We start from the raw sequence: 14,019 nt of genomic DNA, 5'->3' as shown, positions 1-14,019 counted from the left end.
GGTCGAGGCGGTCCGCTCCGACCACCGTGCGACCCGAGCGGAGGCCGCGCGTTTTCGCGCTGACCGTCGAGCGAGTCAGCGCGGCGAGGCGGCGATGTTCCCCCCGTCGACCGTGACCACGGAGCCCGTGGTCGCCCGAGCGAGCGCCAGGTCCGTGAAGGCACGGGCCACGTCCTCGGCGCGCACCTCGCGGTGCAGCAGGTTGCTCTCGAAGTAGGCGTCTTCGTCGAGCCCACGGGCGGCCGCGCGCTGCGCCACGAAGCCGGGCGGGAGGAGGCCCGTGCGCACGCGGTCCGCGTTCACGGCGTTGCTGCGGATGCCGACGTCGCCATTGTCGAGCGCGTACTGCTTCATGAGCGCGACCAGCGCGGCCTTGGGGATGGCATAGGGGCCGAAGTCGGGCCCTGGGTTGAACGCGGCCTTGCTGGCGTTGAACAGCAGCGAGCCGCCCAGCCCCTGCCGACGCATGATGCGCGAGGCGGCGGCGGCGACGTGGTGGTGTGCGAAGAGGTTCACCTCGAAGCTGGCGCGCAGCGTATCGAACGGCACCTCGTGCATGCGTCCCTGAGACGCGAGCCCCGCGTTGCTGACGACGACGTCCACACCGCCGAAGCGCTCGACGCACGCCGAGAGCGTCGCTTCGACCGCGTCGGGGTCCGTGACGTCGCACACCGCGCCAGCCACGCCCGCTGCGGCCAGTGTGCTCAGCTGCCGGCCCAGGGCCTCCTCGTCACGGTCGGTCAGGAACACGTTCGCGCCCAGCTCCGCAAAGCGCTTGGCGGTGGCCGCCCCGATGCCGCTCGCGGCGCCCGTGACCAGCACGACATGCGCGTCGAGTGGGCGCCCTGCCGCTTTGCCGAGCTTGGCTTGCTCGAGCGACCAATACTCCATGTCGAAGATGTGCTCATCGGGCAGCGGCTGGTAGCGACCGAGGGCCTCCGCGTCCTCCAGGATGCCTGCGGTGTGCTCCACGAGATCCGCGGCGATGCGCGCCGCGCTCACCGTCTTGCCCACGGTGATGACGCCCAGGCCCGGGACGAGGAACACGCGCGGATCCGGGTCCAGCGTCTGCACACGACGACCCCTGCCAGCGGACTCGCGCTCGACGTACGCGAGGTAGCGTGTGCGGTACTCGTCGAGGGCGGAGCGCAGCAGCGCGCGCACCGTCGCCTCGTCCATGTCGGGCGTGAGGCGCAGCACGACCGGCGTGTTCTTGGTGCGGATCACGTGGTCGGGGGTGGGGACGCCGCGCGTAGCGAGGTCCTCGAGGTCGCCCCGTGAGAGCAGGCTCTCGATGACTGGCGACGTGCGCCGCTGCAGCACGTAGCGTGGCGTGTCCCCGCCGGAGAGCTCGCCACGCAAAATGGGCGCGAGGAACGCGTAGTCCAGCGGCTTCGGCACCTTGCGCGCCACGTCGTCGCCCAGCGCGGCGACGCGCGTGCGGATGTAGCGCTCGGCCTTGTCCACGGCCGCGATGTGCCGCTCGTAGCTCTCGCGCGCCGTGTCGCCGAACGTGAACAGCCCATGGTTGAGCAGCACCAGTCCGCACGCTCCGGGGTGCGCGGCCGCGACCTCGGCCGCCAGCTTGGCCAGCGCGAACCCCGGCATGACGTAGGGCACCACCGCCAGGGTGCTGCCGAACACCTCGGCGCACACGCGCGCCGCGTCGGGCTGGTTCGCCAGGGCGAGCACGGCGTCGGCGTGGGAGTGATCCACGTACTTCGCGGGCAGGAAGGCGTGCAGCAGGGTCTCGACCGACGGGTTCGGTGCGCTCGCGTCGAGCAGGCGCGTGCGCTGCGCGTTGACCATGGCCTCGTCGCTCAGGACCTCGCGGTCCCGCAGCTGCACCAGCGTCGACAGGCGCACGGCGGGGAGGCCGCGCGGCTCGAGGGTGTCCAGGTCCCAGCCGCTGCCCTTCACGCAGAGGACGTCCACCAGCGCTCCCGTATCATCGTGCAGCTGCGTCTTCACGGAGGTGTTGCCGCCCCCGTGCAACACCAGCGAACCATCGCTGCCCAGCAGGCGCGACGTGTAGACGCGCAGCGCGATGTCCTCGTTGCAGCCCGGCTGGTCGGCGTACGCGATGATGGCCTCGGCGGCGCCCGTCTCGGTGTAGCGGCTCTTCACGGCGCGCAGCCTACCACCAAGGCGCGCGACGAGCCCTGCGCGACGATGCAGTGAGCAGCCCGCTGCTGGCGCGATAGAAAAGGGCAGGTCGACAGGGGGCTGCTACGCTCCCCGGCGATGAGCCTGAGCGAGCACTTCCCCCCGCCGGTGTGGACCGCCGAGGACATCCACGCGTTCCTGGACCGTCACTTCCGCGAGGCGCGCAGCTTCGGGACCGAGATCCTGGCGATCGAGCCGGGTCTGCTGCGCGCGCGGCTGCCGTTCGACAAGCGCTTCCTGCGCCCTGGGGGCACCATCAGCGGGCCCACGCAGATGACCCTGGTGGACACGGTCTTCTACTACCTGCTGCTGGCGCACCTGGGCGACGAGGCGCTCGCGGTCACCACGGGCCTGACCATCAACTTCCTGCGCCGGCCGGCGCAGGCGGCGCTGCTCGCCGAGGCGCGGCTCCTCAAGCTTGGCAAGAGCCTGTGCGTGGGGGACGTGCTGCTCTTCAGCGAGGGCGACGAGCGGCCCGTCGCGCATGCTCAGCTGACGTACTCCATCCCGCCGCGGCGCATCGAGGTCGCGCCCGAGCTGATCGGCTGAGGCGCCGAACGTTCGACGCCAGTCGGGCTACGCGAGCGCCTTCTTCACCACCGCCGCGACAGCGGGGTGCAGGATGAGCTGGAGGGCCGCGGCGTGCCCACCTTCGCTCATCTTGCCCCAGGTCTTCTGGACGATGTCGATCACCTTGGGCTCCGGGTGCTGGCCCGCGAACTCGAGCGCGTAGTGCTCGAGGAACACGAGGCAGGCCACATCCTCCAGGGCCTGCGTCTCCGCGTCTTGGCGGAGGCGCTTCTTCTGGACCAGGAAGGCGCAGCGGTCGATCAGCTCCTGCTCGGCGCCGCACTGCGTGAGGATCTGCGTGAGACCCTCGGCGTGCTTGCGGGCGTGATCGGAGCGCCAGCGCAGATACCCTTCGCGACCGTCGGGGTAGTCGCTGCGGGGGACCTTGAAGCGCGCCAGGTGCTGCGCCCGACACGCGATCTGGAGGGCCATGCTCGCGTCTGGTCGGAAGGCGGTCAGGCGCTCGCTCATGCGCACGCCGTAGAGCCACTCCTTGGGCTGTGGTGCGCCGTCCACGAGCTCGTGCGCAGGATCTTCTCGGTTGGCAGCGTCGATGAGCGCGAACACGCGGTCGAGGTCGATGGACATGGCGACCAAGGATGCCAGGTTCTCCTCGTTCCGCACGGTGCCGTGCGGAACGAGCCTGGTGGCGCCTGCGCGGCCCCGTGGTATAAGGCCCGCCCTTGGAGGCGCGTTTTAGGGAGCCATTGGCTTGTGATTCTCAATTTCAGAGGTACGACCGCCATGGTCACGGCGAGGCCGAACCCTCACGTTCTTGCTGTCGTCGTGTTGCTCGTGCTGGGCGGCGTCGGCGTGGCCATGACGCCATGCGCAGCCGCGCAAGACGTGGCGTCGGCGACCTGCGCGCAGGTGCGCGAGCTCAGCGACGCTCAGCGCTCCCTTTGGCTTTCCCCTTCGACGACGCTCCAGCTGGTGCGCGCACCGGGTCAAGGGATGGACGACCCGACCGGGTACCTCGCCAGGGACGGTTGGCAGGTGCGCTGGGTCGTCTCGGCGTCGCCGGTGGACTATGGGCGCGCGCACATCGCGCGCCGCTTGGCCGTGGCGAGCTGCCTCCGGTACGAGCTCGAAGCGCTCATCGGGGAGTACCTCCGGGCGGGCCCGCGTGTGGGCGAAGACGCTGCGCTGCGGGCGCGGATCGAAGTCGTCCGCGCTCAGCTGCCCGAGATGCGGGCCCTCCGCGCCCGCCATCGGGCCAGCCGCGACGCGGGCTTGCTGACGCATGACGACGTCGACGTCCTGGAGGAATTGGTGGCGCGCCTCGAGCTCACCGAGGTCTCCGACATGGCGCAGTTGGAGTTCGTCTCGGTCGAGCTGTCGCGCCTCGAGGGCGTCTCGCTGGCGCGGCTCCTCTCGGACTACCAGCGCGTCGCGTCGGTGGAAGCGAGCCTTCAGTCGCGACAGCGGCGGCTGCAAGCGTGGGACGCGCGGGTCGTCGTCGGTGTGATCCCGGGTCGCGAGAGCGACTGGTACGGTCAGGCGACCCTCACGTACAACCTCGGGCAGAACGCTCAGCGTCGACACGAGCGCGCGGGTCTGCAGGCCGCCGAGGAGGCTCGTGGAACCGCACTCGAGTCGCTGTTGGTCCGCGCAGAGCGACTGGTTCACCAGCTCCGGGCTCGTGTCGCCGTGGCGTCCGCGGAGCTCGCGTCGGCGGGTGTGCGTCGCGACCGCATGCGCACCGAGCTGCGTGAGCTGGAGGCGCACATGGGCTCCGAGACGCGGGAGCTCGTCCGGCGACGCGATCGCCTGAGCGCGAGCCTCGTCGAGGTCGACGTCGAGGTCGCGTACCTGGAGCAGCTCGTCGGCGCTCTGGCTGCCGTGTTGCGCGACTTCCAGGAGCCCGCCGATGGCTGAGGTCGCCGACGCTCCCGTGACGTTGCCAGCGACGTCGCCATGGACGCGTGTCGTGTCGCTGCTGTCGCTCGCTGGGGTCTTGGGCCTGATCGCTTGGGCGGGAACCGAGGTGTACCTGGCCATGACGGATGCCTGGATCGCCCCGCTGCGGCTCTCGCCCAACGACGACGCCGTCATGCAGGCCCGCGTGAGGCTCACGTCCCAGCTCGCGGAGCGGGACAAGCTGCGCGCGGAGGTGGAGTTCGCGCGGGCGCAGGCGGAGGTGCTGGACGAAGAGTACGCGCGTCTGGCGACGCTCCTCGACGCCGCGGACGGCGCGTTGTCGTGGAGTGACGACGAGCTGGGCAGCGAGATCCGAGCGGTCGGTGATCTCCTCGGGCGCATGCGCGACGAGCGAGTGGCGCTGGTCGACATTCAGGCACGTGAGGTCGAGCGACTCGAACGGGCGCGGGCGAACCTGTCGCTAGGCTTGGTGACGGAGGCCGAGGTCGCGGGCGCAGAAGCTGCGGTGGACCGAGTGGCGTTGGAGCTGCTCACCCTGGACAGAACGGTCGCGGCGTCCGAGGTCGAGCACGCGCGCTGGGTCCGCCGGCGGCGCGGCATCTCGGCGACGGTCACGCCAGAGGCGCGCGTGTCTCCAGAGCGCGGCCAGCACCACGAACAGCGGCTGCGCGTATCGGTGGAGCTGGCGCGCATCAACGCCGAGCGGCGTAGGCAGGCCGAGCTCGTCCGCGTCGCCACGAACACGCTCGAAGCGACGGAGCAGCTCCTCGAGGAGCTCCGCGAACGACCCATCTACCGCGCCATGGAGGCACGGACCGACATCGCGTTCGTGCCTTACGACGCTGCGGAAGACGTCGACGAGGGCGGGCGTGTCCTCGCCTGCGTCTGGGGTGTCATCCTCTGTCGCGACGTCGGTCGCGTGGCGGAACTGATCCCTGGTGAGGTCGTGACCGAAGGACCGTGGGGGGAGCGAGAGCGAGGTCGCTACGCGGCGCTGCTGCTCGACGAGGCCGATGCATTCATGGAGCGCACCCTGAGGGTGCGTCTGCGCTGAGGCTACGATGGAACGACTCCTCTGGTTCGTCCGGAACGCACCCGCGATCGACGTCATCCTGCCGGTGCTGAAGCCGCTCTTGGTGGGCATGGCGCTCTACCAACTCGACTACCTCTGGCTCGCGATCCGATGCATCTGGACTCGCGTCCTCGGAAGGCCGGGCTTTCAGGGCTTCGCGAACGGGTCCGCCCCGAGCGCTTGCGTCGTGCTTCCGACGTTGCTGCGTTCCGAGGCGGACTACCGAGGGCTCCTGGACGCAGCCAGCAGCGTCATCACCAACGGGTACCCCGGACGCTTGACGGTCGTGCTGGCGATCGACGACCGCACGGAGCGGCCAGACCTCTTCGCCGACCTCTGTGCGTGGTGTGCGCGCGTCGCGTGTCCAGACGATGTGCGCATCGCCGCTGTGGGTGGTCGTCGCCGTGAGGGCAAGGCCATGGCCATCGAGCGCGGCCTCGACCTGCTGCGGGAGTGGGAGCGGCGTGACGCGTCGTCTGCGCTCCCCACTGTGTTCTTCAACATGGACGCCGACAGCGAGCTCGGTCCGAGGGCGCTCGAACGGATGGCGTTCAAGTTGACGCAGCCCGCATGGTTCGGGGACCGACCGATGATCGTGGCCAGCAACGTCAGCGTTCGCGCGACGCACTACTGGGGTGGTTGGCGACGCTTTTTCTCGGTGGAAGGGCAGGTCGCGATCTCGGTGGCGCGCGAGTACATGACCTCCATCAGTCTCGGGAAGCACAACACGCGCGTGCTGCCCGTGACGAGCGTGAGCGGCGCGCTCTACGCGACGTGGTTCGAACTCCACGACTTGGCGCCACGTTTCGCACGCTTCCTCACGACAATCCGTGTCAGGGACCTCGTGGCCTGGTGGCTCGGAGGGGCGCCGCCGAGCTTCGCAGGTCGGACATGGAGACCGCTCCCCGAGGCCATGATTGGCCCCGGGGACGACACCTACGTGACGTGGGTGGCCTCGATGGCCACGTGGCGTGACGGTCGCCTCTCGCTCGATTTCCCACGGACGCCCGCGGGTGCGCTCCTGGCGCTCGCTCGCTACTGGGTGTGCCGACCGATCGCGTACGACCCGCTGGCGAAGGTGTACACGTCTTCGCCGACGTCCGTGCGAGGGCTCTTTCGACAGCGAGTCCGTTGGAACGGCTCACGGCTGTTCAACACGCGACGGTTGGGGCCCGCGATGGCGTTTCACTGGGGCATCGCTCTCGCGGTGTTGGCGGACCTGACGATCGTGGCGATGCTCAACGTCGCGCTCCTTGGCGCCGTCGTGCTCGCACCGTTCGTCCCGGGCACCCGCAATTGGCTGGCGCTCAGCCTGATGGTGTCCGCCGCGACGCTCACGTTTCGCGCCCTCGGCACCGCGCTGGCCATCTTCATCGATGGCGACCATCAGCAGTGGCGCAAGCTCCTGGCGGTCCCGGCGTCGCTGCCGTACCACTTCGTCTTCAACATCTTGACGACGCTCGTGGCCTGGGTCGAGGACCTGCTCTTGTTCGGTGCCAAGACGAACTTCGCGCCCGAGCAGACGCTCATCGACTCGCAGACGACACGGCCAGCTCTGCTCTATCGTGCCCGTCGAGCGTTCTTGCTCGCGATTCGCAGCGTCACCGTAGGCGACGTCCCCTTTGGCTGGTGGTGGTTTGGGTGGCGGGAGTCGCCGTTCACGCCGAACGGCTACGAGGGGTGGATCTCCGGTCGGGTGCCGCCCCAGGTCTTCAGCCCCGAGCCGGCCCTCGGGGAGCTGACGCGAGAGACCGCGCGGAGGACGCGGACGGTCCGAGCCCGTGTGGGGTGAGGTCCGAGCGGTTCCCCTTTGGCGCCGCGTCTACCGCATGGTAGACATCCTCCGACCGGACGGTAGAGGCACCGATGATCGATGTTCGCGACGAAATCCTGAAGGAAGCCACGCGCTTGTTCGCGGCGCACGGCTTCGACGGCACGTCGGTGCAGAGCATCGCGGAGGCCGTCGGTATCCGGAAGCCGAGCTTGCTCTATCACTTCCCCAGCAAGGACGAGCTGCGCCGCTGTGTGCTGGACCAGATGCTCGACCACTGGAACCAAGAGCTGCCGCGGCTGCTGTTGGCGGCGGCGCGGGAGGAGCGCTTCGAGAAGGTGATGGAGTCGTTGATCGGCTTCTTCCTCGAAGACCCCGACCGCGCGCGCCTCATCGTGCGCGAGTCGCTCGACCGGCCCTCGGAGATGAACGAGCGGCTGGGGCGCTTCGTACGGCCGTGGGTCGAGGTGGTGGCCGATCAGCTGGCCCGCGCGCGCGACAAGGGCCTCGTGCAGGCGAAGGTGGACCCGCAGGCCTACGCCGTGCAGGTGATCAACATGGTGGTCGGCGGCGTGGCCATCGTGGACAGCCTGGACGTGCTGCTGCCGAACGACGCGAAGCACGGGACGACGCGCGAGCGGCATGTGCGCGAGCTGATCCGCATGGCGCGCGCGAGCCTCTACGTGCCGGGCTGAGCTCTCCGGCCGCGCAGCGCGTTCTCAGCGCTTCGGGGACGTCATGTGCACCGCCAGCCAGAGCGCACCGTGGCTCGTGCGCAGCACCCGGTGCTTGGTGTGCGCTGGGAGAAGGACGTAGTCGCCCGCGCGCAGCGTCCGCGTCTGGCCTGCCACCTCGAGCTCGGCGTCTCCTCGCAACAGCACGACCCACTCGTCGTGCGGCTGGTCGTACTCGCCGCCTTCCGGTCGCAGCGACGACACGATGCGCTCGATGGTCACGCTCGGCGTGGTGAGGAGGGCGGTGAACGTCTCACCTACGGCTGGGGGCTCGACCCCCTCGAAGAGGTTGGGCACGCTCATGGCAGCGGCTCGCCTGTGTGGCGGCCACAGCGGATGTGGTCGGCGTGGTACTGCTGCAGGGCCGCACGGCCGCCTTCGTTCCTCAGCTCGACGAGCTCCTCCAAGATGGGTGCCCCGCGCGCCTGATTGCGTGCGTAGTAGGCCTCGAACCACAGCAAGCCAGACTCGAGGCCCGCGCCTTGCACACGCGGGCCCTCGGGGTCGGCAGCCTCGGCGGGGTTCTCGATCATGTAGGCGGCCATGCCGAACCCTGCGCCCATGAGGAACCCCGTCGCGGCACCTTCACCGGCCTGCTCCTCGGCGAGCGTCACCGTCGCTGGACACATGGCCACGGACACGTCGGGGGACTCGGCGAGCCACGTCAGCATGAGCGCCATGGTGGACGGCGTCTGCTCGGGGTTCGGCGGCGTCGTCGGGAGGAACGGGTCGCGCTCCCAGTGCCGGATGAAGCGCGCGATCTCGAGCAGCTGCTCGCGCGGCAGCGGCTGGTCGCCTCCGCGGAGCAGCTCGCGCACCGTCCGATAGCGTGGTCCGCCGCCGATGGGGCTCCCGCTCGGTGCGGCGCCGCCACACGACACGAGCAGCAGCGCGAGCGCCACGACCATCCCGTTCTTCCCCTTCGACATGCTCTTGCGGATTGCGTTCGTCACTGCCGACGGACGTTACGGAGAGCTGCGCCGCTTGGCCAGCGCGACGACCTCGACGGCGCTCACGAACCCGCTCGGCGCGCGGCGGCGGTCGTTTCGCTCACGCCGTCGAATCCTTCGCTACACTCAGGGCGTGAAGCATCTCCGCGCGATGCCGAGGGTACGACCACGCCGTCGGGAGGGGATGTCCTGCGTCGTGCTGTTCGCTTCGTTCGTCGCGGGCTGCGCCAGCACTCCGTCGCCGCGGGTGTCGGCGCACGGCGAGGACGGAGCGCTGGACGAACTCGCGTTCATCGAGGGGTGCTGGCAGTACTACTCCGTGGACGCTGGGGCCGCGCTGTGTTGGCGCCGACACGACCGAGCGTGGGACGGCGCGTTCGAGACACTCGGTCCGATGGCCGTCCGGCGGACGATCCACCTCTCCATCTCCCTTTCGCAGGGACAGCTCCAGCTCAGCAACCACGAAGCACGTCGCGTGTTGCCGCTGACCACGCGCGGCGAGTCGTTCGTCGCGTTCGGTGACGGGGATCACCGCTGGGAGCTGCTGCGCGTGGACGACCGGCTCATGGTGGCCTCGCCGGGGAGCACCCATCGGTACGAAATGGATCGGGCGCCTACAAGTCGTCGTCCACCGTCTCCACAGGCGCACGCACCCCCACCTGCAGCGAGCTCCAGCTCGTCGCTTTGAACAAGCCGCGGTTGTTGCGGCGCAGCCCGATGGGGCGCGGGCTGTCGGCGCCCGAGCAGTGCACGAAGCGCTTGGCGACGTCGCCCACGCTCTCTCCCGGCACCTGCTGGTCGCGCACGCGCACCGTCAGCGGGCCGCTCGGCAGCGCGTAGCCGTGCTCGGGCGACGTGCCCACCAGATAGCTGCGCGCGATGTGGGGCTTGCCGCCGTTGCGCTCCGTGAAGGCCTGCACATCCGCTCGGCCCGGCACCAGCCCCTTGTAGCCCCCCGTCCCCTCTTGCAGGTGCTCGCGGTCGATGGCCACCGTGAGCGCTGCCATGCCGAGCGTGGCGTCCTCCGCGTACATCAGGAGCGCCACCACGAACATCGCGGCGCCTCCCTCGGGGGTGTGCGCCAGCCGGTCACGCAGCGCGACGAACGCCTCCATGTCGGCGGGGACGCTGCCAATCGAGACCAGGTGTTCGTGGTGATCCAAGCGCTACCTCCGCGCCGAGTCTAGAGCACGGCTCGGGATCGGCGGAAGCGACAAACGGTCAGGCGACGGCCGCAGCGGGCACGTCCACCATGCCGCTGCGCTCGCCGCGCAGCTCGACGGCCACGAGCTTGGAGATACCCGCCTGCTCCATCGTCACGCCGTAGAGCACGTCGGTGTACTCCATGGTGCGCTTGCTGTGCGTGATGACGATGAACTGCGAGCGCGCCGTCATCTGCCGGATGGCTTGGGCGAAGCGGCTGATGTTCGCCTCGTCGAGCGGGGCGTCCACCTCGTCCAGGATGCAGAAGGGGCTCGGCTTGTACTGGAAGATGGCGAAGATGAGCGCCACGGCCGTGAGCGCCTTCTCACCACCGCTCATCAGCTCGAGCGAGCCCAGGCGCTTGCCGGGCGGCTGGGCGATGATGTCCACGCCGGACTCGAGGATGTTGTCCGGGTCCGTGAGCTTGAGCTCGGCCTTGCCGCCGCGGAACATCTCCGGGTAGATGCGCTTGAAGCGCTCGTTGATGCTCACGAAGGCTTCCTTGAACATCTCGCGGCTCTGCTTGTTCATCTGCCGGATGGCGCGCTCCAGCTGGCTCAGCGCGTCCTCGAGGTCGGCGCGCTGTCCGTCCATGTACTGGAAGCGCCCGTTCTTCTCCTCGAACTCCTCGATGGCCATGAGGTTGATCTCGCCCATGCGCGAGATGAGCTTCTGGAGCTCGTCGATGCGCAGCAGCATGTTCGCATCGGGCAGCTCGCGCGCGTGGTAGTCCGTGAGGATCTTGGGGAGGTTCACCTCGTGCCGCTCCAGCACGCTCTCGAGCAGGTGGCTGATGGCCAGCTCCAGCTCGCGGCTGCGGATCTTCAGCTCGTTGACCGAGCTGCCCACGGCCTCGATCTGGGCCCGCAGCTCCTTGAGCTCCACCTCGTAGTGGCCCATCTCCTCCTGGGCCGCGTCGTAGCGCACGCGCACCTCGGCCAGCACCTCTTGCGCCCGCATGGCCAGCTCCGTGCTGTCGGCCAGGCCCTCGATGGCGTCGGCGATGAGGCCCCGTACGCGCTCCTGGTTGCCGGAGGCCGCGAGGATCTCGGCCGCCAACCGCTCGTGGCGGTGCGTGAGCTCGGTCAGGCTGCGCTCCAGGCGCTCCACGGCGTTGCGGTCGCCCTCGGCGCGCTCCTTCGCCTGCGCGGCGCGCACGCGCACCTCGGTCACCCGCGCGGACTGCTCCTCCACGGCGTAGCGGCGGTCCTCCAGCACGTTGCTTTGAGCGGACAGCGCGCCCTCGGCCTCCATCTCGGTCTCGCGCGCGTCCTCGATCTCGCGCGACGACTCGCGCTCTTCGTCTTCGGCCTGCTCCAGCTTGTAGGCCAGGTCTTCGACCTCGCCCGCCACGTCCTCGTTGCGCCTCCGCGCGCGCGAGCCCTCTTCCTCGATGTTGCGGAGGTCCTTCTCGATGGAGACGATGGCGATCTCGGCGTCGTGCGCCTCCGAGCGCGTGGCGTCCATCTCGGCCTGGCGCTGCGCGATGGCGTTGCGCAGCTCGCCCTGGCGCGCCACGCGGGCCTCCCAGCGGACGTCCAGGTCCTGCACCTGCACCTCGAGCTCGCGCATCTCGCGCTTCATGGAGAGCATGTGCGCGCCCGAGTCATCCTCGGCGCCGCCCATGATGGTTCCGTCGGCCTCGATGCGCTCGCCGCCCAACGTGACCAGCAGGCCGTGCGCGGGCTGCGCGCGGTGCAGCGCCACGGCCTCGTCGAAGGTGCCGACGATGGTGACGTCGCCCAGCAGGTGCTCGACGAGGGCGCGGTCTTCGGGTGCGAAGCGCAGCCGGTCCACCAGGCGGCCGAGCACACCGGGGCCCTGGACGGCGGGGGAGGGCGGGGCCTGGTGACGCGGGGTGCGCGGCACGAGCGCGGCGCGCCCCTTGCCGGCCTCGCGCAGGAACCCGACGGCGTCGAGCCCCGCTTCCACGCCGCTGACCACGATGTGCTGCAGCTTGTCGCCCAGCGCCGCCGCGAGCGCGCGCGTGTATTCGTCGTCAGCCTCGACGCGGTCGGCCACCAGGCCCAACACCCCGCGCGCGGCGCGCTCCTGATCGTTCTCGGCGAAGCGCGTCATCAGAGCGCGCACGCCGGCGCCCACGCCTTCGAAGCGCTGCTGGACCTCTTGCAGCGAGCGCAGGCGGGAGCGCTTGGTGGTCAGCTCCTCACGCAGCTGCTCCACGTCCGCGTCGCACACCACGCGCTCTTCGCGCAGCGCGACCAGCTCGTCCTCGACCTGCTGACGCCGCTCGGCCGTCTGCTCGCGGCCGTTGCGCAGGCCGTCCAGGCGCGCCTCCAGCTCGGAGCGAGACTGCGCCAGCTCCATGACGCGCCCGGCCAGGTCGTCGCGCTCGTCGCGCAGCTTGGTGAGGCGCGCGTGGGCCTCGTCCTTGCGGCGCTGGAACCCAGCGCTGACGGCCTCGGCGCGGGCGATGCGGGTCTGTGCGTCGGTCACGCGGGCGCGGGCGTTGTGCACGGCGCGCTCGGCTTCCTCCACGGCCGTACGACGGCGCATCAGCTCGTCGTTCTCGGTGTCGAGCACCGATGCCGCCTCTTCCTCGGCGGACTCGGCCTCCTCGAGGGCACGCACCAGGTGGTCACGCTCGTCGATGAGCCCCTCACGCTGCTGCGTCACCTCTTCCAGGTCGCGTGCCGCGGTGGCTTCGCGCTCGATGTAGTTCTCGAGCCGGTCGCGCTGCTGCTTGAGCTCGCCCTCGAGGGCGCGCACCTCGTTGTCCAGCCGGTACGACTCGCGCTGGGCCTCCTCCACCTCGGTGGACACCAGCTGCAGCTCGGCACGGCGCGCCTCGATCTCGGCCTCGCGGGTGCGCAGCGCCTGGCGCACGCTGTCGGCGGTGTCGCTGGCGGTGGTGAGGCGGTGCGCCACGACCTTCTGCTCCCCGAACAGCTCCAGGTAGCGGAACGACGCCACGTGCAGCTCGAGGTCGCGCTGCTCGGCGCGGTAGTTCTTGTAGCGCTCGGCCTTCTGCGCCTGCCGCTCGAGCGACTTCAGGTTGCGCTCGAGCTCGCCGATGATGTCGTTCACGCGCAGCAGGTTCTGGCGCGTGGCGTCCATCTTGCGCTCGGCGGCCTGCTTGCGGATCTTGAACTTCGTGATGCCCGCGGCCTCTTCGATGATGGCGCGCCGGTCGGCCGGCTTGCTGCTCACGATGTAGCCGATGCGCCCCTGCTCGATGATGGAGTAGGCGCGGCGGCCGACACCCGTCCCGAGGAACAGGTTGGTGATGTCCATCAGGCGCACGGCCGCACCGTTGATGCGGTAGTCGCTCTTGCCCGTCCGGTCGAGGCGGCGGGTGACCTTGATCTCGGCGTATTCGCGGTACTCGGGCGGAGCCAGGCCGTCGTCGTTGGCGAACGTCAGCGAGACCTCGGCGAAGCCGTGTGGACCGCGGCTCTCGCACCCGTTGAAGATGACATCGTCCATCGCCTTGCCGCGCAGGCGGGACGCGGACTGCTCGCCCTGCACCCACTTGATGGCGTCGACCACGTTGGACTTGCCGCAGCCGTTGGGGCCCACGATGCCCGTGACGTCGTGATCAAAATTGATGACCGTTCGGTCAACAAAGGACTTGAACCCCACGATTTCGAGCTTCTTGATCTTCACGATGTGCTCCGACGGACACCCGCACCCACACGCATGGGTCCGCTT

12 protein-coding genes are annotated in these 14,019 nt (G+C 69.7%); 6 read left to right on the top strand and 6 right to left on the bottom strand.

Annotated elements, in window-relative coordinates:
* Positions 1 to 75 precede the first annotated feature (75 nt).
* Positions 76 to 2,127 carry a bifunctional aldolase/short-chain dehydrogenase gene (locus H6726_25805; GenBank protein ID MCB9661089.1) on the bottom strand — a complete coding sequence of 684 codons (2,052 nt, stop codon included), beginning with the start codon at positions 2,125 to 2,127 and terminating at the stop codon, positions 76 to 78.
* A gap of 117 nt (positions 2,128 to 2,244) precedes the next feature.
* Between H6726_25805 and H6726_25800 the strand changes: the two genes are divergently transcribed.
* On the top strand, positions 2,245 to 2,715 hold the full coding sequence (locus tag H6726_25800; GenBank protein MCB9661088.1) for a PaaI family thioesterase: 471 nt from the start codon (positions 2,245 to 2,247) through the stop codon (positions 2,713 to 2,715).
* Between the two features lie 27 nt (positions 2,716 to 2,742).
* Here the strand turns inward: H6726_25800 and H6726_25795 are convergent, their stop codons facing one another.
* Positions 2,743 to 3,324, bottom strand: coding sequence for a DUF4202 domain-containing protein (locus H6726_25795; GenBank protein ID MCB9661087.1), 582 nt, complete (start codon positions 3,322 to 3,324; stop codon positions 2,743 to 2,745).
* Positions 3,325 to 3,522: 198 nt separating this feature from the next.
* Here H6726_25795 and H6726_25790 point away from each other — a divergent pair, with 198 nt between their 5' ends.
* From H6726_25790 to H6726_25775, 4 genes are all read left to right on the top strand, one after another.
* The gene (locus H6726_25790) at positions 3,523 to 4,614 is read left to right on the top strand and encodes a hypothetical protein (GenBank protein ID MCB9661086.1); all 1,092 of its coding nucleotides are present in this window, start codon (positions 3,523 to 3,525) and stop codon (positions 4,612 to 4,614) included.
* Complete coding sequence (locus tag H6726_25785; GenBank protein ID MCB9661085.1) at positions 4,607 to 5,671, top strand: hypothetical protein; 1,065 nt, start codon at positions 4,607 to 4,609, stop codon at positions 5,669 to 5,671. Before H6726_25790 ends, H6726_25785 begins: the two co-directional genes overlap by 8 nt.
* Positions 5,672 to 5,678: 7 nt before the next feature.
* Positions 5,679 to 7,481 (top strand): hypothetical protein, encoded by a 1,803-nt coding sequence (locus H6726_25780; protein MCB9661084.1) that lies wholly within the window; start codon positions 5,679 to 5,681, stop codon positions 7,479 to 7,481.
* A 74-nt stretch (positions 7,482 to 7,555) separates the two neighbouring features.
* Positions 7,556 to 8,155, top strand: a complete 600-nt coding sequence (locus tag H6726_25775; GenBank protein MCB9661083.1) for a TetR/AcrR family transcriptional regulator — start codon at positions 7,556 to 7,558, stop codon at positions 8,153 to 8,155.
* Positions 8,156 to 8,179: 24 nt separating this feature from the next.
* Here H6726_25775 and H6726_25770 read toward each other — a convergent pair whose 3' ends face one another.
* On the bottom strand, positions 8,180 to 8,497 hold the full coding sequence (locus H6726_25770) for a cupin domain-containing protein (GenBank protein MCB9661082.1): 318 nt from the start codon (positions 8,495 to 8,497) through the stop codon (positions 8,180 to 8,182).
* Positions 8,494 to 9,123 (bottom strand): hypothetical protein, encoded by a 630-nt coding sequence (locus H6726_25765; GenBank protein ID MCB9661081.1) that lies wholly within the window; start codon positions 9,121 to 9,123, stop codon positions 8,494 to 8,496. The genes H6726_25770 and H6726_25765 overlap by 4 nt, the downstream gene beginning before the upstream one ends.
* 154 nt (positions 9,124 to 9,277) lie before the next feature.
* Here H6726_25765 and H6726_25760 point away from each other — a divergent pair, with 154 nt between their 5' ends.
* Positions 9,278 to 9,832, top strand: coding sequence for a hypothetical protein (locus tag H6726_25760; protein MCB9661080.1), 555 nt, complete (start codon positions 9,278 to 9,280; stop codon positions 9,830 to 9,832).
* On the opposite strand, the gene H6726_25755 is transcribed toward H6726_25760, so the two are convergent.
* Positions 9,759 to 10,307 carry a hypothetical protein gene (locus tag H6726_25755; protein ID MCB9661079.1) on the bottom strand — a complete coding sequence of 183 codons (549 nt, stop codon included), beginning with the start codon at positions 10,305 to 10,307 and terminating at the stop codon, positions 9,759 to 9,761. The two genes, H6726_25760 and H6726_25755, sit on opposite strands and share 74 nt — an antisense overlap.
* Positions 10,308 to 10,365: 58 nt before the next feature.
* Positions 10,366 to 13,974: a chromosome segregation protein SMC gene (gene smc, locus H6726_25750; protein ID MCB9661078.1), complete on the bottom strand. Its 3,609-nt coding sequence runs from the start codon at positions 13,972 to 13,974 to the stop codon at positions 10,366 to 10,368.
* Between the last annotated feature and the right edge of the window lie 45 nt (positions 13,975 to 14,019).

This window comes from Sandaracinaceae bacterium (assembly GCA_020633055.1).
Lineage (GTDB): Bacteria > Myxococcota_A > Polyangia > Polyangiales > Houyiibacteriaceae > JADJJE01.
This window is presented reverse-complemented; position numbering and strand designations above follow the sequence as displayed.

What these genes read in the sequence shown, in the direction of transcription:
- H6726_25800 (MCB9661088.1), top strand. Translation starts at nt 2,245, where the DNA reads ATGAGCCTGAGCGAGCACTTCCCCCCGCCGGTGTGGACCGCCGAGGAC.
- H6726_25795 (MCB9661087.1), bottom strand. Translation starts at nt 3,324, where the DNA reads ATGTCCATCGACCTCGACCGCGTGTTCGCGCTCATCGACGCTGCCAAC.
- H6726_25785 (MCB9661085.1), top strand. Translation starts at nt 4,607, where the DNA reads ATGGCTGAGGTCGCCGACGCTCCCGTGACGTTGCCAGCGACGTCGCCA.
- H6726_25780 (MCB9661084.1), top strand. Translation starts at nt 5,679, where the DNA reads ATGGAACGACTCCTCTGGTTCGTCCGGAACGCACCCGCGATCGACGTC.
- H6726_25775 (MCB9661083.1), top strand. Translation starts at nt 7,556, where the DNA reads ATGATCGATGTTCGCGACGAAATCCTGAAGGAAGCCACGCGCTTGTTC.
- H6726_25770 (MCB9661082.1), bottom strand. Translation starts at nt 8,497, where the DNA reads ATGAGCGTGCCCAACCTCTTCGAGGGGGTCGAGCCCCCAGCCGTAGGT.
- H6726_25765 (MCB9661081.1), bottom strand. Translation starts at nt 9,123, where the DNA reads ATGTCGAAGGGGAAGAACGGGATGGTCGTGGCGCTCGCGCTGCTGCTC.